The 15,742-nt window shown below is 59.4% G+C and carries 11 protein-coding genes; 5 read left to right on the forward strand and 6 right to left on the reverse strand.

The window, feature by feature from the left end; all coding sequences use genetic code 11:
* Positions 1–417: 417 nt before the first annotated feature.
* A complete protein-coding gene (locus tag ACR6A7_RS05295) occupies positions 418–1,185 on the reverse strand; it encodes an amino acid ABC transporter ATP-binding protein (RefSeq protein WP_434123786.1) in 768 nt (255 codons plus the stop codon).
* A 1-nt stretch (position 1,186) separates the two neighbouring features.
* On the reverse strand, positions 1,187–1,837 hold the full coding sequence (locus tag ACR6A7_RS05300; RefSeq protein ID WP_434123788.1) for an amino acid ABC transporter permease: 651 nt from the start codon (positions 1,835–1,837) through the stop codon (positions 1,187–1,189).
* Positions 1,838–2,128: 291 nt separating this feature from the next.
* Between ACR6A7_RS05300 and ACR6A7_RS05305 the strand changes: the two genes are divergently transcribed.
* From ACR6A7_RS05305 to ACR6A7_RS05315, 3 genes are read left to right on the forward strand one after another with little or no spacing between them, the layout of a single operon-like run.
* Positions 2,129–2,893: an ABC transporter substrate-binding protein gene (locus ACR6A7_RS05305; protein ID WP_434123789.1), complete on the forward strand. Its 765-nt coding sequence runs from the start codon at positions 2,129–2,131 to the stop codon at positions 2,891–2,893.
* Between the two features lie 47 nt (positions 2,894–2,940).
* A complete protein-coding gene (locus tag ACR6A7_RS05310) occupies positions 2,941–3,546 on the forward strand; it encodes a cupin domain-containing protein (RefSeq protein ID WP_434123790.1) in 606 nt (201 codons plus the stop codon).
* 25 nt (positions 3,547–3,571) lie between these two features.
* Positions 3,572–4,900 carry an NAD(P)/FAD-dependent oxidoreductase gene (locus tag ACR6A7_RS05315; protein WP_434123791.1) on the forward strand — a complete coding sequence of 443 codons (1,329 nt, stop codon included), beginning with the start codon at positions 3,572–3,574 and terminating at the stop codon, positions 4,898–4,900.
* Positions 4,901–4,933: 33 nt separating this feature from the next.
* Here the strand turns inward: ACR6A7_RS05315 and betA are convergent, their stop codons facing one another.
* From betA to betI, 3 genes are read right to left on the reverse strand one after another with little or no spacing between them, the layout of a single operon-like run.
* Positions 4,934–6,613 (reverse strand): choline dehydrogenase, encoded by a 1,680-nt coding sequence (betA, locus tag ACR6A7_RS05320; RefSeq protein WP_434123792.1) that lies wholly within the window; start codon positions 6,611–6,613, stop codon positions 4,934–4,936.
* Positions 6,614–6,640: 27 nt separating this feature from the next.
* Positions 6,641–8,113, reverse strand: a complete 1,473-nt coding sequence (betB, locus tag ACR6A7_RS05325) for a betaine-aldehyde dehydrogenase (protein WP_434123793.1) — start codon at positions 8,111–8,113, stop codon at positions 6,641–6,643.
* Positions 8,114–8,126: 13 nt separating this feature from the next.
* Positions 8,127–8,723, reverse strand: coding sequence for a transcriptional regulator BetI (betI, locus tag ACR6A7_RS05330; RefSeq protein ID WP_434123794.1), 597 nt, complete (start codon positions 8,721–8,723; stop codon positions 8,127–8,129).
* Between the two features lie 231 nt (positions 8,724–8,954).
* Between betI and ACR6A7_RS05335 the strand changes: the two genes are divergently transcribed.
* Complete coding sequence (locus ACR6A7_RS05335) at positions 8,955–10,982, forward strand: choline transporter (protein ID WP_434123795.1); 2,028 nt, start codon at positions 8,955–8,957, stop codon at positions 10,980–10,982.
* 32 nt (positions 10,983–11,014) lie between these two features.
* Here ACR6A7_RS05335 and ACR6A7_RS05340 read toward each other — a convergent pair whose 3' ends face one another.
* Positions 11,015–11,599: a DJ-1/PfpI family protein gene (locus ACR6A7_RS05340; RefSeq protein ID WP_434123796.1), complete on the reverse strand. Its 585-nt coding sequence runs from the start codon at positions 11,597–11,599 to the stop codon at positions 11,015–11,017.
* Between the two features lie 579 nt (positions 11,600–12,178).
* Between ACR6A7_RS05340 and ACR6A7_RS05345 the strand changes: the two genes are divergently transcribed.
* On the forward strand, positions 12,179–15,742 hold a 3,564-nt coding region (locus ACR6A7_RS05345; RefSeq protein WP_434123797.1), incomplete at its 3' end, for an Ig-like domain-containing protein.

Genomic DNA, 15,742 nt, shown 5'->3' on the forward strand with positions numbered 1-15,742 from the left:
GAAAAAGGGCCCTGTGCTATTGCGCGCGCGGCATGCTCCCCGGCGCAGCAATCAGGCTGGAAAAGCTAAATAGAACAAGGTTGCTGTCGTGAATTCCGTGTCCGGAAAAGAGAGACGGTGCGCGACCGGCCTGGCCTGGCCGCAGAAAAAGCGTTATCCCGCACGCAGAGAAAAGAGGGTAGAGATTATTAGTTTCAGTGAGCAATCACTGTTGATTGAAGTATAACCCTGCCTGATTTTCTCACAAGTATTTGAAGGAAAACAAAAAAAGCCAAGCGGCAAAGCAGCGGATCTGTGGAGGGAATAAACGCCCTGTTGCTTTATAACAGCAGAGGTCCTGTGTGAAGGCATCGGCGCCGCGCCGGCGCTGCCTCCGCCTGAGCGGTTTAGCGCCAGCCGCGCGCAGAGCGTCAGCCTTTAAACGGCCACCTGGCACCGGGAACAAAAAGGGGTGTCGCTGCTGCCGAGAACGCGACGCAGAAACTCCTGGGTGCGCGCTTCCTGAGGCTGCAGCAGAATTTGCTGCGCGGGTCCCTGTTCGACAATCTGCCCGCTGTGCAGAAAGCAGACGCGATCGGCCACTTCGCGGGCGAACTGCATCTCATGCGTGACGACAATCATCGTCATGCCTTCCTGCGCCAGGTTGCGCATCACCTGCAGTACCTCGCCAACCAGCTCGGGGTCGAGCGCAGATGTCGGCTCATCGAAGAGTATCGCTTTCGGCTGCAGCGCCAGCGTGCGCGCAATGGCGACGCGCTGCTGCTGACCGCCGGAGAGCTGCCCCGGCCAGGCGTGGATCTTGTCCGCCAGCCCCACCAGCGCCAGCAGGGATTTAGCGCGCTTCTCTGCCTGAGCGCGCGACTCGCCGTTGACGTGAACAGGGCCTTCCATCACGTTTTCCAGCACGCTGCGGTGCGGGAAAAGGTTGAAGCGTTGAAACACCATGCCGATCTGGCGACGCAGATCGTTAATGCTTTTATGCCGGTTATCAACCCGCCGATCCAGCACGCGGATCTCGCCGCCCTCGTAGCTTTCCAGCCCGTTAATGCAGCGCAAAATCGTCGATTTGCCCGAGCCGGATGGGCCGATCAGGCAGACCACCTCCCCAGCGTTGACGGAAAAGCTGACGCCCTTCAATACCTCGACCCGGCCAAATTTTTTGTGAACGTCGTCAATCTCGATCATCTCAGGCTCCTTTCATCTGACGTTTTTCCAGCCGCCTGGTCAGCGCCATCAGCGGCATGCACAGCAGCAGATAGAGCACCGCGACCAGGGTATAGACTGTGGTGTTGTCAAAGGTTGATGCGGCGATCAGCTGACCTTGCCGGGTCATTTCTGTGACGGCGATGGTTGAGGCGAGGGCGGAATCTTTCAGCATCATCACCAGCGTATTGCTGTAGGGCGGCAGCGCGACGTGGAACGCCTGCGGCAGGATCACGCGGCGCATCGCCTTTCCAAAGCCCATGCCCATAGAGCGCGCCGCTTCAAACTGCCCGCGATCCACCGACTCAATACCGGCGCGAAATATCTCAGCAATATAGGTGGAGAAGCAAAAAGCGATGCCGATGACGCTGGCCTGAAAAGAGGTGAGGGTGATGCCAATATCAGGAAAAACAAAGTAGATATAAAACAGCACCACAATCATCGGCAGGCCGCGGGTAATATTAATCACCGTCCTCACCGGCCAGGAAATAATTTTCCACGGGCACATCTTCGCTGCGGCAAAGAGTAATCCCAGCGGCGTGCTAATCACCAGCGATAACAGGGTGATGGAGATCGTCATTTCAGCCCCTTTCAGCAAAAAGGGGAGATACGTATGAATGCTGCTCCAGTCCATCTCAGGCTCCTGAACGTGCTGCGTAACGGGTCTTGGGGCAATGGGGATTCAATATAATGAATATCTTTACCCGCTACGCGCTGTCAATAAATAGCGCTTGTCGCGAGATAGCGAATTGTTATTACCGCGATAAGAAACAGCTATAGATAGGTGGATTGATGAAAGCAACGGCTTTATCGGCAATGTGTGAGGTGCGCCGTTTTCACAAAATAAAACGTTGACAGCGGCGGCATAAATTTCATTATAGTGAAAAAGACGTTCGCCCTTTCGCTACTGAACCAGGAGTGAGTTATGTCTGTCGCCCGTAAAATAAGCCTGCTGAATATCTCCATAGCCCTGAGCGTCGCCACCGTGGTCAGCGTTAGTGCTCAGGCCGCCGCGTTGACGGCAGGGTCGCCGCCCTCCAGCGCGCCCACCACCTTCCTGAATACCCAGAGTGGAAAAATCGAAGGCTTTATGCCGGACGTCGCGGCGGAAGTGGCACGGCGCCAGCATCTGGAGGTCAATTTCACCGCCGTGCCTTTTTCAACGCTGATTCAGTCAGTTATTGCCGGGAAAATCGATATGATCGTCGCCGGTATGACGCCGACGCCGGAGCGCGCGAAGCGCATCGGCTTCTCGCAGCCGGTCACCGCCTTCGGCGCGGGGCTGGTGGTGCGCGACGACAATGCTAAAAAATATGGCTCCTGGCAGGATTTGAAAGGCGAGGTGGTGGGCACCATGGCGGGTACCGACTATACGCAAAGCCTGATGCAGAGCGGCATCGCCAAAGAGGTGAAGGTCTATGACAGCCCGGCGGACATGACGCGCGATCTTTCACTGGGCCGCATCGCGGCGGGCATGAACGACTATCCCATCCTGAAAGCGCAGGCTAAAGCGGGCGGGCTGAAAGGCATGCACGTTGTTGAGGGCTACAAGCCGGAACAGGTTTCGCCTATGGCGTTCGGCGTGAAAAAAGGCAACGACAAGCTGCTGGCGGAGATCGACAGCGCGCTGACCGCCATGAAACAGGACGGCACGCTTCAGACCATCAAAGATAAATGGGGCATGCCCTGATTTAACCCAGGTCGGCGAACAGGCGCGACGGCAAACAAGAGCATGAGATGAAAAACGCATCGCAACACAAGGCGGAACCCGGCGCCGCTGAAACGGATATCGGCTCGCGGCTGAAAAGCTTGCGCAAGGCGCGCAATCTGACCATTACCGAACTGGCGCTGCTGGCGAACGTTTCCGCCGGCGCTATCAGCCAGATAGAACGCAACCTGACGAATCCCACCGTCCGGGTGCTGGAACAGCTGCGGCTGGTGCTGAAGGTGCCGCTGACGGCGTTTCTGGAGGAGAGCGCCGCGTCGCTGCGCGGCGCCGAGCATTATGTTCGCCGCAGCGCGGAGCGGCCGCGCTTCAACGTCGGCAAGCGCGGCATCGCCAAAGAGATGCTGTCGCCGTCGGGCGACCACGATATGCAGTTTATGCTCATCGATATTCCGCCAGGCGCCCGCTCCGACGAAATACTGATCGGTCAGGGCGAAAAGGCGGGGCTGGTGGTCGAGGGCGAGCTGACGCTGGAGATCAATGGCGATATCGCGCGCCTGATGACCGGCGACAGCTTTCAGTTCAAGAGCCATCTGCCGCACAACATTTTCAACCATACCGAGAGCGATGCCAGAGTGTTGTGGATCATGCATATCCCGCCTGAAAAGCATCTCTGAACGCCCCGAACTTAAAAGGTTTTCTATGCGCATAAAAATCAATGCGGTGACAGACAGCCCGACCTTTCCCGAGCAGGTGGACGTGGTGGTGATCGGCGGCGGCATTATCGGCACCTCCGTCGCTTACGAACTGGCGAAGCAGGGCGTCGCGGTGGCGCTGTTTGAAAAAGGCGTTATCGGCGGCGAGCAGTCCGGCCGTAACTGGGGCTGGGTGCGGCAGCAGAACCGCGACCTCTACGAGCTGCCGCTGGCGATGCGCAGCCTGCAGAGATGGGAAGAGCTGGGCGGCGAAATCGGCCTGGATCTCGGCTTTCGCCGCAGCGGCATCCTCTACGGCACGCAAAACGAAGCGGACGTAGCGCGCTGGGAAAAGTGGGGCAAACAGGCGAAGCAGCTCGGTTTCGTCAGCCACCTGCTGTCGCCAAAAGAGGCGCATGAGCGGCTGGGCGACCAGGCGCGCTGGGTTGGCGGCATCTGGTCTCCGACCGACGGGCGCGCCGAGCCGTCGCTGGCGGCACCCGCTATCGCCGTCGGCGCGCAAAAGCTGGGCGCCTCCGTTCATCAGCGCTGCGCGGTGCGCGGTCTGGATATCAGCGCGGGCCGCGTCTCCGGCGTCTGGACCGAGCGCGGCCGCGTGCGCGCCAGCCAGGTAATCTGCTGCGGCGGCGCATGGAGCTCGCGCTTCTGCAAGCAGTATGGCATCGACCTGCCCAGCGCCAATATTCTCGGCACAGCGTTTAAAACCACGGCAGCGCCGGAGGTGATTCAGGGGTGCCTTAGCATGCCGGAGCTCTGTATCCGCCGCCGGCTGGACGGCAGCTACACCGTGGCGATCCCCGGCCGGGGCCAGCTCGATCTCGCGCCGCAGAATATCCGCTATGCCACGAAGTTCTACCCTATGTACCGCAGCAAGATTGCCAAAAAGCTCAAGCTCCGGCTAAACGGCTCTTTTTTTAACGGGCCGGAGGCGGCGGGTCGCTGGTCGAATGACGGCGTGTCGCCGTTCGAGAAGATTCGCGTACTGGATCCTGCGCCCGATCGGCAGATTCTTAATGAAGCGCTGGGCAGCCTTGTGAAGGCGTTTCCCGCGCTGGAGGGCATTAAAATCGATCACGCCTGGGGCGGCTGGATTGATACCACGCCGGATCTGGTGCCGGTTATCGATGAGATGCCGCGCGTGCCGGGTCTGTTTATCGCCTCAGGCTTTAGCGGGCATGGTTTCGGCATCGGCCCTGGCGCGGGCCTGCTCTGTGCGCAGCTGATGACGAATCGGCAGCTTTTTACCGATATCGCGCCGTACCGCCTGACGCGCTTCGACAAAGGCAATGCGATCCGCGAGCCGCAGATGATGTAGCGGCAAAAGCCCGCCGAAGCGGGCTAGAGTGCGTTAAGCACGACGCGGTTCGCCGCGCACCGGCGTCTCGCCTGCGACAAAGTAGCCTGCCGTCGAGGCGGGAAGCGGCTGGCGGCCACGAATGTTATCGGCGATTTTTTCGCCGATCATAATGGTGGTCGCATTCAGGTTGCCTGTGATGATCAGCGGCATAATTGACGCATCGACGACGCGCAGCCCCTGCATGCCGTGCACGCGGCCTTCGCCATCGACCACCGCCATCTCATCGCTGCCCATTTTGCAGGTGCCGCAGGGATGGTAGGCCGTCTCCGCGTGGTTGCGCACGAACTCATCCAGCTGCTCGTCGGTCTCGCACTCCACGCCGGGACTGATTTCGCGTCCGCGGAACTTGTCCAGCGCCGGCTGGTTGATAATCTGGCGCGTGATGCGGATCGCGTCGCGGAACTCATGCCAGTCCTGCTCGCTCGCCATGTAGTTGAACAGAATGGCGGGATGGCGGCGCGGATCGCGCGACTTGATGCGCACATGGCCGCGGCTCGGCGAACGCATCGAGCCGACATGACACTGGAAACCGTGCGCGTTGACCGCGTTCGATCCGTTGTAGTTAATCGCCACCGGCAGGAAGTGATACTGAATATTCGGCCAGGCAAACTCTTCGCGGCTGCGGATAAAGCCGCCCGCTTCAAAGTGGTTGCTGGCGCCGATGCCGGTACCGTTGAACATCCACTCCGCGCCGATTTTCGGCTGGTTCCACCACTTCAGCGCAGGGTAGAGCGACACCGGCTCTTTGCACTCATACTGCAGATACATCTCCAGGTGGTCCTGAAGGTTCTCGCCGACGCCGGGCAGGTCGTGCACCACGGGAATGTCGAACGACTTCAGCAGGCTGGCAGCGCCGACGCCGGAGCGCTGTAAAATCTGCGGCGAGGCGATGGCGCCCGCGCAGAGCAGTACCTCGCGCCGCGCATGCACCTTGTGCGAGGTATTGCTTGCGCCCAGCAGATACTGCACGCCGACGGCGCGCTTGCCGTCAAACAGGATGCGATCGGTGGTCGCATGCGTCACAATTTTCAGGTTGGGACGGTTTTTCGCCTGATCGAGGTAGCCGCGCGCGGTGCTGGAGCGGCGCCCCTGCGGCGTCACGGTACGATCCATTGGGCCAAAGCCCTCCTGCTGATAACCGTTGAGATCCTCGGTGCGCGGATAGCCCGCCTCGACGCCCGCGTCGATCATCGCAGCAAACAGCGGATTGTTGCCGGCTTTCGGCGTCGCCACGCAGACCGGGCCGTCGCCGCCGTGATAATCATTCGGCCCGATATCGCGCGTCTCCGCTTTGCGATAGTAGGGCAGGCAGTTTTGGTAGCGCCAGGACTCCAGCCCCGGCGCTTCCGCCCAGCCGTCGAGATCCATCGCGTTAGCGCGGATGTAGCACATGCCGTTGATCAGCGATGAGCCGCCCAGACCTTTGCCGCGTCCGCACTCCATGCGGCGATTGTTCATATGGGGTTCCGGCTCGGTCTCGTAAGCCCAGTTGTAGCGTTTTCCCTGCAAAGGAAAGGCGAGCGCCGCAGGCATCTGCGTGCGAAAATCCATACGGTAATCTGGGCCGCCCGCTTCCAGCAGCAGAACGTTGACGTCGCTATCTTCGGTCAGTCGGGCAGCCAAAACGTTCCCTGCGGATCCGGCTCCGATGATGATGTAATCAAATTCCATTAGTCGCTCCTCAGGTTTCTTTATTAATCAAAATACAGACTGAAAACGGTCCAGCTCGACCTGCACGGATTTCACCTGGGTGTAATTCTGCAGGGTCATCAGGCCATTTTCCCGGCCAACGCCGGAGTGCTTGTAGCCGCCGACCGGCATCTCTGCGGCAGATTCGCCCCAGGTGTTGATCCAGCAGATACCCGCTTCAATCTGGTGAATGACGCGGTGCGCGCGGTTGAGATCCTGCGTAACCACACCCGCCGCCAGCCCGTATTCGGTAGCGTTGGCGCGGCGCACCACTTCCTCTTCGTTCTCATAGGTCAAAATCGCCATCACCGGCCCGAAGATCTCTTCGCGCACGATGGTCATCTCATCGCTGCAGTCGGTAAAGACGGTCGGCTCGACCCAGGCGCCGGCGTCAAAGCCTGCGCCCGTCATGCGCTTGCCGCCGCACAGCAGGCGTGCGCCTTCCTCCACGCCGCGCTCGATATAGCGCATCACATTGTCGCGGTGGGCGAAACTCACCAGCGGGCCGAAGTTGGTCGCGGGATTGTTGAGGTCGCCAGCGCGAATGCGGGCGACGCGCGCCAGAATTTTCTCTTCAAACGCGGCCTTCAGGCTGGCCGGAACAAAGACGCGCGTGCCGTTGGTGCAGACCTGGCCGGAGCTGTAGAAGTTGGCCATCATGGCGATATCGGCGGCGAGATCGAGATCGGCATCGTCGAAGACAATCAGCGGCGACTTGCCGCCCAGCTCCATGGTGACCTCTTTCAGGGTCGAGCCCGCTGCGTTAGCCATCACTTTTTTGCCGCTGGCGACGCCGCCGGTGAAAGAGACTTTGTCGATGCCGGGATGCTCGGTGAGCAGCTGACCGGTCACCGCGCCGCTGCCTGGCAGCACGTTGAAGACGCCGTCCGGCACGCCCGCCTCGCTGTAGATCTCGGCCAGCTTCAGGGCGGTGAGCGGGGTGACTTCGCTCGGCTTAAAGATCATCGCGTTGCCTGCCGCCAGCGCGGGCGCGGATTTCCACAGGGCGATCTGAATCGGGTAGTTCCACGCGCCGATGCCTGCCACCACGCCGAGCGGTTCGCGGCGCGTATAGACGAAAGCCGTGTCGCGCAGCGGGATCTGCTGGCCCTCCAGCGACGGGATCAGGCCCGCGTAATACTCCAGCACGTCCGCGCCGGTAACAATATCGACGCTGGCGGTTTCGCTCAGCGGCTTGCCGGTGTCCAGGGTTTCCAGCGCGGCCAGCTCGTCGTTGCGCTCGCGCAGGATATCCACCGCGCGGCGCAGAATGCGCGAGCGCTGCATTGCGGTCATCGCCGCCCAGACTTTCTGGCCTTTGCGCGCGGCGGCAACGGCGCGGTCGACGTCGTCGCGGCCAGCCTCATGCACCTTCGCCAGCACGTCGCCGTTGGCGGGATTGATGGTCTCAAAGGTGTCGCCAGCCGCTGCCGGGACGTAAGCACCATCAATATAGAGGTGCTGCTCTGCGAATCGGGACATGGTTCCTCCTTTATCAGGGATAGGTGTTGCCAGCTAACTGCTGGCGAATAAACTGGGTCGTCAGCGAGCGAGCCAGCTGAAAATCAAAGGGCTTGCCGCCCAGCGCCGCGCGCAGCCAGAGGCCGTCGATCAGCGCCGCCAGCCCGTAAGCGGCAGTGCGCGCCGCGTCGCGCGGCAGCTCGCGGCGGAACTCCGCAGCCAGCGCGGAAAAGAGGCGGCGGCTGCTGACGCGCTCCAGCCGGTTGAGCTGAGGCTGATGCATGCTGCTCGACCAGAAGTCAAGCCACGCCTTCATCGCCGCCTTATGCAGCTGGCTTTCGTCGAAGTTGCCTTCAACGATGGCGCAAAGGCGCGCTTCGGTGCTGGCACCCGCCAGCGGCCTGAGCCTGACCGCCACCGCGTCGCGCAGCTGCTGCGTGACGTCACGCATGGTCGCTTCCAGCAGGCCGTTCTTGTCTTTGAAGTAGTGGCTGATGATGCCGGTCGAGACGCCCGCGCGGCGTGCAATCTGCGCGATGGTGGCGTCGTTGATCCCGACTTCGTTAATGGTTTCCAGAGTGGCATCAATCAGCTGCCGACGTCGTATCGGCTGCATTCCTACCTTTGGCATGACAAGTGCTCCGCCCTAAACAAGTCCCCTATTAGAACTTTTATTGATTGAACGTTCAATATAAAAAAGAAACTTGTTAGGATACTGTGCGTGGATTGTTGCAAAGGGCAGCCTGCAACCTGTCACTTTGCCGCTACGCTTAACTACCAGGAGGAGAAGAATAAAAAGGACGCGTTCGCACGCGCGATGACAATATAACCTGTTGAATTTACAATAAACCAGAGGTAACTGATGATTAATCCACCTGCAAGTGAAAAGGACAGAATCAATCCCGTGGTGTTCTACACCTCGGCTGGACTGATTCTGACATTTTCACTGGTGACGATACTTTACAGCGATCAGGCCGGAGCATGGATTCAGGCGGCAGTGAACTGGGTATCGTCTACGTTCGGCTGGTATTACATGCTGGCCGCGACGCTTTACATCGTATTTGTGCTGTTTATGGCCTGTTCGCGCTTTGGTGCGATCAAGCTCGGACCGGAGCAGTCTAAACCGGAATTTAGTCTGCTGAGCTGGTCAGCGATGCTGTTCGCCGCCGGTATCGGTATTGACCTGATGTTTTTCTCGGTAGCAGAGCCGGTCACGCAGTATATGCAGCCGCCGGAAGGCGCGGGACAGACGCTGGAAGCGGCGCGGCAGGCGATGGTCTGGACGCTGTTTCATTACGGCCTGACCGGCTGGTCGATGTATGCACTGATGGGCATCGCACTGGGCTACTTCAGCTATCGCTACAACCTGCCGCTGACCATCCGCTCGGCGCTCTATCCCATCTTCGGCAAACGCATTAACGGCCCCATCGGCCACACCGTCGATATCGCAGCGGTAGTCGGCACCATTTTCGGCATCGCCACCACGCTTGGCATCGGCGTGGTGCAGCTGAACTACGGGCTGAACGTGCTCTTCGACATTCCAGAAGGGCTGGCGGCGCAGACCGCGCTGATCGTGCTTTCTGTGGTCATCGCCACGATTTCGGTGACCTCCGGCGTCGACAAAGGCATTCGTATCCTTTCTGAGCTCAACGTGGCGCTGGCGCTTGGCCTGATCCTGTTCGTGCTCTTTTTTGGCAAAACCGATTTCCTGCTCAACGCGCTGGTGCTTAACGTCGGCGACTATATCAACCGCTTTATGGGCATGACGCTCAATACCTTCGCCTTCGATCGTCCCACGCAGTGGATGAACAGCTGGACGCTCTTTTTCTGGGCCTGGTGGGTTGCCTGGTCGCCGTTTGTCGGTCTGTTCCTGGCGCGTATCTCGCGCGGCCGCACTATTCGCGAGTTTGTGCTGGGCACGCTGATTATTCCCTTTACCTTCACGCTGCTGTGGCTGTCGGTGTTTGGCAACGCCGCGCTCTACGAGATTATTCACGGCAACGCCGGTTTTGCGCAGGAGGTGATGGCACATGCGGAACGCGGTTTCTATCTGCTGCTGGAGCAGTATCCCGCCTTTAAGCTGAGCGCTTCAGTGGCGACCATTACCGGTATGCTGTTCTACGTGACGTCGGCGGATTCCGGCTCGCTGGTGCTGGGCAACTTCACCTCGAAGCTGAAGGACATCAACAGCGATGCGCCGAACTGGCTGCGCATCTTCTGGTCAGTGGCGATTGGCGTGCTGACGCTGAGTATGCTCATGACCAACGGCATCTCTGCGCTGCAAAACACCACGGTGATTATGGGCCTGCCGTTCAGCTTCGTGATCTTCTTCGTGATGGCGGGGCTCTACAAATCCCTGAAGGTCGAAGATTACCGCCGCGCCAGCGCCAGCCGCGATACCGCGCCCTATCTGGCGGCCAGCAACGACCGGCTGAGCTGGAAAAAACGTCTGTCGCGGCTGATGAACTACCCTGGCTCGCGCTATACCCAGCAGATGATGGAAAACGTGATCTTTCCGGCCATGCAGGAAGTGGCGAAAGAGCTGGAGCTGCGCGGCGGCCGCGTGACCCTGGAGCGGCTGGCAGCGGAGGAGAGCGCGCTGGGCTATATCGATTTGCGCGTCAACCTGGGCGAAGAGCAGGATTTTGTCTATCAGGTGTGGCCGCAGCAGTATTCCGTGCCGGGCTTTACCTACCGCGCACGCAGCGGCAAATCGACCTACTACCGACTGGAAACCTTCCTGCTGGAGGGGAGCCAGGGCAACGACCTGATGGACTACAGCAAAGAGCAGGTGATAATCGACATTCTCGATCAGTACGAGCGTCACCTGAACTTTATCCATCTTCACCGCGAAGCGCCGGGCAACAATATCACCTTCCCGAGCGTGTAATACTGAGACGGGCCAGCCAGGCTGGCCCGCTATTAGTTGCCCAGGCGATCGCTGCGCCAGCGGTCATAGTAGATGTGCTCCGCCTGGAAATCCGCCGCGCCTGCCTTGCCGGTCAGCCGCAGCGCCAGCTGCAGCGCGAAGTCAAAAGCGACGCCCAGCCCTCTGCCGCTGAGCAGATTGCCATCCTCCACCACGTCCGCCATCACATATTCGCCATCCTCGTAGTGCATCCAGAGTTCGCCCGAGCAGGTGTAGCGACGTCCTTTGAGCAGACCATTGCCCGCCAGCACGCGCGCCGCCGCAGAGCAGATGGGCGCAATAATCCTCTCCGCCTCGTCGTGGCGGCGGATAAAGGCGCTGACCGCCGGGCTCGCGGCCAGGTTCATCGTGCCCTCCGGGCCGCCGGGAATGATGACCGCATCGAACAGTTCATGCTGGGTCTCTTCCAGCAGACGATCCGCCAGCGTCATCACGCCGTGATAGCTGATAACCTGATTGTGCGGGTGGCAGGCGACGGTGGTCACCACCACGCCCAGGCGGCTTAATATATCGAGGGTGATAAAGGCTTCCGCTTCTTCAAAGCCCGGCGCCAGCAGCAGGGCAGCTTTCTTTGACATCGTCTCTCCTTGCATTTGTCATTGGGTACAGGATTAAAAAATAAAACAGCGTTTCATTTATATCCTGGTTGGCCGGTAAATGACAGTGCCGCAGCAGGTCCTCCATGTTAAGCCACTTAACGTTTTATCGGTAAAACCATTACTCTTTTTTCGCTGTCGCAAAAAGAATCATTAGCGGTGTCAACAAAGGATGCGTTAATACTAAACCGAATAGCCTGATTTTACATACTATACACATTCCAGCATCACAGTAGCGCTTTGCTTTTTTGTGAGCTTGCCTTCGATGCTTGTTTGCTTTTGATTTAATAAAAGGGTGCTTAAATAAGCACCCTCTAATAATATTGCCTTGAATAATTCTTCTTTTTTTACGAACTTCCAGGAAATCGTTAATACAGGCCAGGCATAATGTGCGGCGCGTCCGTAATAATATATTGATAACAAACTGGATGCCTTTCAATAAAGCATGCCAGCACGGTGTAATAAAAAAGCAAACTCAAGGAGGTTGAGGGCATTCCTTTACCTGTCGTTCTGGTTGTTGGTTCATCGCTTTATTACTGTGGTTGATGGGGATAATAAATTATGTGGCGTCGACTGGTGTCTGTATGGCTGATTGTTTGCCAGCTATTGATACCTTATATTACTTACGCCTCACCAGTACAGGGTAGTGTACATAAGCTTAATGCCCGCGTGTCGAAACGAAAACCGCGTTCCCCAAAAGACGCGAAAAACGGACAGCACTTCCTGGCTGCGGACATAACACGCTCCGAGCCTCTCCCTGCCTTATTGCCTGAACCAGCATCATCAGCTGATGCCGCGATAAAATCTGTTCCAGCTGCCCACAACGTTCAGAAAGAAAATTCCGCATACGAAAATAACACCGATTTTCGACAGCCGTTGGCCATCGGCGCCAGGGATATCGGCACTATTCTGTCATCAAAAGCCCCCTCTGCGGAGGCTGCTAATTATGCCAGCCAGCTGGCCTTCGGATTAATAAACCAGAAAGTGGAGCACTGGCTCAAAACCTACGGAAATGCCCGCGTCAGTGTAGGAATGGATAAAAAAATCACCGGGGATTTTCTTTTGCCGCTCATGGACCGCGATAACTCCCTGCTGTTTTCGCAGGTCGGAATGCGGAGCCAGCAAGCGCGTAATACGGTCAATGCGGGGCTAGGGTATCGTCAGTACGTCGGCGACTGGATGTTGGGTACCAATACTTTTTACGATTATGACTATACGGGCGATAACCGCCGTATCGGCGCCGGGGTTGAAGCGTGGCGAGATTACCTCAAGCTTTCTTTGAATGGCTATTACGGGCTGTCTGGGTGGCATCAGTCGGTATTACCCGCCATGAAGGATTACGACGAGCGTCCGGCAAACGGGTTTGATCTGAAGGCTGCGGCTTATCTTCCTTCCATGCCGTCCCTGGGAATGAGTGTGAAGTATGCCCAGTATCTGGGAAGCGATATCTCCCTGACGGAAAACACCACCACTCCGGATACCCTGAAACATAATCCAGCCGTGCTGACGATGGGTATCAATTACACGCCAGTCCCGCTGCTGACGTTATCCGCGCGCAGGTCATTCGGTGACGCTGAGGATACCCGGCTAAACCTGATCGTTAATTACAAATTTGGCGTCCCCCTTTACCGGCAAATCAGTCCAGACTTCGTTGACTTGAGCCGGAGCCTGGCTGGCAGTAAATATGATTTCGTCGATCGAAATTACAGTATCGCCATGCAGTACCGTAAGCAGACGTTGCTGAGGATCGGGCTTCCTGCCCATTTGCAGGTGCAGGCTGCTGACACGATAACTCTCCCGCTGACCATTTTTCGGGATAAATATGGAGTAAAACGCGTGGACTGGTGGGTGTCTCCCGATCTGCTCGCGCACGGTGCTCATTATAAAACGTTGTCGCCGGAGGCGCTCGAGGTCATCGTGCCTGCCAATATTTTCAGCGGAGAGAGTAAAACCCCTCAGACATACCCGATTCAGGCGATTGCTACGGATAATGAGGGTAACCAGTCTAATACGGCAACGACTTATCTCGAAGTCATCCCCTCAGAAAAGGTGCTTACCGCGCTGGCCCTGTCACCGAAAACAGGAGGCCTGCCCGCAAACAATGAGGAAAGTTACACAGTTACCGCCCGGGTAAGCGATACGCGCCATGCGGCGCTGTCGGGGCAGCCTGTGACCTTCAGTCTGGATGGGCTGCTGGATGAAAAGGGCGTGCCGGGCACCGAGCTGACGTCATCAGACGGAAAGCAGGCCCCGCGCCAGTTAACGGTGGTAACCGCTCAGGATGGCACTGCGGTCGTGACGATCCGCAGCCGCATTGCTGGTAAGGGCACGATTACAGCGAGCATGAATAACGGCAACAGCCGTAGCACATCGGTGCTTTTCAACGCGAATGCGACGACGGCGAAGATCACATCGGTCACGCTGCAGGGCACGAAGACGGCGAAAGTGGCGGACGGCAGGAGCGCGTTCCGCTATCTGGTGACAGTCAGGGATGCAAACGGCAACCCGGTAAGCGGGGTGATGGTGACCCCGGCGGTGGACAGTAAGGACGTAACCGTGCACCCTGGCGCAGTGACGGACCCGCGTGGGAACACCACCTTCACGCTGACCAGCACGAAGGCGGCAGCGGACGTGACGGCAGACGCGAAGGCGGGCAGCGGCGCGGCGGTGAGTGCGGATAAAAAGGTCAGCTTTACCGCGGACAGCGGCACGGCGAAGGTGAGCGCGCTGACGCTCATCACCAATAACGCGAAAGCAGACGGGAAGGCTGCTGATGTGGCCCGGGTGACGGTAGTGGATGCGAACGGTAACCCGGTGAGCAGGGCGACGGTGAACCTGAGTGCCACGGCCGGGGCGGTCATTGCGGCGAGCGTGACCACGGACGGCCACGGGCAGGCAGACGCCACGCTGACCAGCACGAAGGCCGGGGCATATACGGTGACGGCGAAGGCCGGTAGCGCAGACAGGGGTAAAACGGCGACTGCCAGCTTCACGTCCGACAGCGGCACGGCGAAGGTCACCTCCGTCACGCTGCAGGGCGCGGAGACAACGAAGGTGGCGGATGGCAGGAGTGCATTCCATTACCTGGTGACGGTCAGGGACGCAAACGGCAACCCGGTGAGCGGGATTGCGGTCACCCCGGCGGCGGACAGCCGGGACGTGACGGTGCACCCCGGCGCGGCGACGGACACGAGCGGGACCTCGACCTTCACGCTGACCAGCACGAAGGCCGCGGAAGACGTGACGGCCAACGCGAAGGCGGGCAGCGGCGCGGCGGTCAGCGCGGACAAGAAGGTCAGCTTCACGGCGGACAACAGCACGGCGAAAGTCACCTCGGTCACGCTGCAGGGCGCGGAGACAACGAAGGTGGCGGACGGCAGAAGCGCGTTCCGCTACCTGGTCACGGTTAAGGATGCGAACGGCAACCCGGTGAGCGGGATCGCGGTTACGCCGGGGGCGGACAGTAAGGACGTGACGGTACACCCCGGCGCGGCGACGGACACGAGCGGAACCTCTACCTTCACGCTGACCAGCACAAAGGCGACGGCAGACGTGACGGCCAACGCGAAGGCGGGCAGCGGCGCGGCGGTCAGCGCGGACAAGAAGGTCAGCTTCACGGCGGACAGCAGCACGGCGAAGGTGGTTTCGGTGACGCTGCAGGGCGCGGAGACGGCGAAAGTGGCGGACGGCAGAAGCGCGTTCCGCTACTTGGTCACGGTTAAGGACGCGAACGGCAACCCGGTGAGCGGGATTGCGATCACCCCGGGGGCGGACAGTAAAGATGTTGTGGCGCACCCCGGCGCGGTGACGGACACGAGCGGGACCTCCATCTTCACGCTGACCAGCACGAAGGCCGCAGCAGACGTGACGGCGGACGCGAAGGCGGGCAGCGGCGCGGCGGTGAGCGCGGACAAGAAGGTCAGCTTCACGGCGGACAGCAGCACGGCGAAGGTCGTTTCAGTGACGCTGCAGGGTGGGGAGACGGCGAAGGTGGCGGACGGCAGAAGCGCGTTCCGCTACCTGGTGACGGTTAAGGATGCGAACGGCAACCCGGTGAGCGGGATTGCGGTCACCCCGGCGGCGGACAGCCGGGACGTGACGGTGCACCCCGGCGCGGCGACGGAC

The sequence above is a fragment of the Pantoea phyllosphaerae genome (assembly GCF_051025595.1).
In the GTDB taxonomy this organism is placed as follows: Bacteria; Pseudomonadota; Gammaproteobacteria; order Enterobacterales; family Enterobacteriaceae; genus Pantoea.

Coding starts and splice junctions, on each gene's coding strand:
- betB (WP_434123793.1), bottom strand. CDS start 8,113: ATGTCCCGATTCGCAGAGCAGCACCTCTATATTGATGGTGCTTACGTC.
- ACR6A7_RS05295 (WP_434123786.1), bottom strand. CDS start 1,185: ATGATCGAGATTGACGACGTTCACAAAAAATTTGGCCGGGTCGAGGTA.
- ACR6A7_RS05315 (WP_434123791.1), top strand. CDS start 3,572: ATGCGCATAAAAATCAATGCGGTGACAGACAGCCCGACCTTTCCCGAG.
- betA (WP_434123792.1), bottom strand. CDS start 6,613: ATGGAATTTGATTACATCATCATCGGAGCCGGATCCGCAGGGAACGTT.
- ACR6A7_RS05300 (WP_434123788.1), bottom strand. CDS start 1,837: ATGGACTGGAGCAGCATTCATACGTATCTCCCCTTTTTGCTGAAAGGG.
- betI (WP_434123794.1), bottom strand. CDS start 8,723: ATGCCAAAGGTAGGAATGCAGCCGATACGACGTCGGCAGCTGATTGAT.
- ACR6A7_RS05310 (WP_434123790.1), top strand. CDS start 2,941: ATGAAAAACGCATCGCAACACAAGGCGGAACCCGGCGCCGCTGAAACG.
- ACR6A7_RS05305 (WP_434123789.1), top strand. CDS start 2,129: ATGTCTGTCGCCCGTAAAATAAGCCTGCTGAATATCTCCATAGCCCTG.
- ACR6A7_RS05340 (WP_434123796.1), bottom strand. CDS start 11,599: ATGTCAAAGAAAGCTGCCCTGCTGCTGGCGCCGGGCTTTGAAGAAGCG.
- ACR6A7_RS05335 (WP_434123795.1), top strand. CDS start 8,955: ATGATTAATCCACCTGCAAGTGAAAAGGACAGAATCAATCCCGTGGTG.